The 2127-nt window shown below is 68.5% G+C and carries 1 protein-coding gene and 1 pseudogene; one reads left to right on the top strand and one right to left on the bottom strand.

Annotated elements, in window-relative coordinates:
- A pseudogene (locus BLX41_RS36280) lies at positions 1–1384 on the top strand (hypothetical protein); the annotation flags it as partial.
- Positions 1385–1393: 9 nt separating this feature from the next.
- Here the strand turns inward: BLX41_RS36280 and BLX41_RS36275 are convergent.
- A partial coding sequence (locus BLX41_RS36275; protein WP_259745190.1) for an EAL domain-containing protein occupies positions 1394–2127 on the bottom strand: 734 nt, incomplete at its 5' end.

The raw sequence follows: 2127 nt of genomic DNA, 5'->3' as shown, positions 1-2127 counted from the left end.
AGGTTGCTGGCTGTGGCAGGCGGGCCAGGGCTGGCGACGCTTGCCCGCGCCCTGGGTCGCCAGTCCGGCGGAGCCGTCCTTCTCTACCGGCCCGCTGCTGAGCCTGGACTCGCAGCACCTGCGCCATGGCGCCTACCTGGACTGCGCCGAACCGGACCGGGGCCGCTTCGGCTATCGCCTGCACAGCATCCACAGCGACACCGAGACCGCCAACGGCCACGACCCCCAGGGCCGCCTGCAAGTGGCCGAACTGCCCCTGGCCCGCACCCAGGTGCTGCAACCCCTGGACAGTGCCGGCCTGCGCGGTGACAGCCAGATCGAGTCGGCACCGATGCTGGGCGGCCAGCGGGCACTGTTGAGCTGGCAGGCTGACGACGATCAGGGCCTGGGCGCCTACGCCTGCCGGATCGGCGATTGGCAGTTGCCTGGGCGCTGGCTGCTGGATCACCGGGTATCCGACTGCCAGCGCTACCTGGCCTTGCTGCCGTTTGTCCAAGCCCCCCAGGTCAGTGGCCGAGCGGTGGTGGCCGACCTGCAGCAGCAACGCCTGCTGCACAGCCCGGCCTTGCTGGCGGCGCGCCTGCTGGATTTTCGCGATGGCCAACTGAGCCTCGCGGTCATCGTCGGGCGCCTCGACCAGGGGCTGCCCGGCAGCCCCCTGCAACGTTTCAATCAGAGCGCGCCCGCGCCGGACCACGCCGCGGCGTTCTGTGCCGACCGGGACGATTCCCGGCTCTGTTATCAACGCCAGCGCTTTGCGGTCACCGAGCAGCAACTGCTGCCGATCGCCGACTGGCGCCTGGTGGATCGCCCCCAGGCCGCCATCGCCGAGGGCGACTTTATCCAGCCGGCGCCCGGAGGCCGGGATGCCGCCTGGCTGTTCGGCAGTGAAACCGAATACGCCGACAGCTGGCTGCGGGAAACCAGCCCGCGACTCGGTGGCCATCTGCTCACCGCCAGCGGCTGCGCCCTGGCGAACCTCGCGCCGTCGATGATCTGGTCCAGCGATGCCCGCTACCTGGCCTTGACCCGGCTGCAGCTCGACGTCGAGGACAGCTACCGCGCCTGGCAACTGTTGTTGCTGGATGTCCAGGAGCGCAGCCTGCGGATCGCGCCCCAGTGGCTGCGCCATCGGCCACTGTTCCAGCACTTCGATGGGCAGGACCTAGAGCTGCGCCTGTTCGAGCGGGACTGGGAGGCCGTGGACGACGCCGATCCGGGTCGGGGCCTGAGCCTGGCATTGGCCGATTTGCTGCGCCTGCCCGCCGAGCCCCTGCAAGCACATCAGGGCCTCTGGCTGTGCGCCGCCGACCAGCCCCAGGCGAGCGCCTGGAAAGAGTTGCCACGCCCGGATCACCCGGCCTTCAGCAAGTCGCCCCCTTGACGCCGCGGCTCAGTCCTCGCTGGCCGCCAGGGCACTGCGCGCCCGCTGGCTGACGAAACCGGGAATCTGCTCCCCGGGCAAGGACTTGCTGAAGTACCAGCCCTGGATGATCAACTCCGAACTGGACTGCAAGAAATCCAGCTGTTCCCGGGTCTCCACCCCTTCCACCACCACCTTGAGCTTGAGGGTTTCGCAAAAGCGCAGCAGGCCGTTGAGCACCTGGGCGCCCTTGGGCTCGCGCTGGGCCAGGACGAAGCTGCGGTCGATCTTGATCCCGTCCACCGGAAACTGATGCAGATAGCTCAAGGCCGAGAAGCCGGTGCCGAAGTCGTCGATATAAACCCGCGCGCCCAGGGCATGCAGCTTGCCGATCCACTGCTGGGTCAGCAGCGCATCCCCCACCAGGGCGTCCTCGGTGATCTCCACCGAAACCTGGCCATGGGCCCGGGCCAGAATCTCCAGCAGGCGCCGGCCATGCTCCGCCGAGGCCAGGGTGGCACTGGAGATATTGATGGTAATGGGCAACTCGAACCCGATCTTGCTCCAGGCCAGGTGTTGGCGCACCGCCTGGGACGCCACCCAGAAATCCACCTCGGGCATCAGCCCGGCCTGCCCCAGCCACTGCAGCAGCTCCCAGGGCGACTGGACCTGGCCGTCACGGTCCCGGGCACGGATCAAGGCCTCGCAGCCGATGCACAGGCCGCTGCCCTTGGCCACCTGGGGCTGGTACTCCAGATGAAAGT

The sequence above is a fragment of the Pseudomonas protegens genome (genome assembly GCF_003732485.1).
GTDB classification, from domain to species: domain Bacteria; phylum Pseudomonadota; class Gammaproteobacteria; order Pseudomonadales; family Pseudomonadaceae; genus Aquipseudomonas; species Aquipseudomonas protegens_B.
Note: the sequence above shows the minus strand (reverse complement) of the source record. Positions and strands in the feature narration are given on the sequence as shown.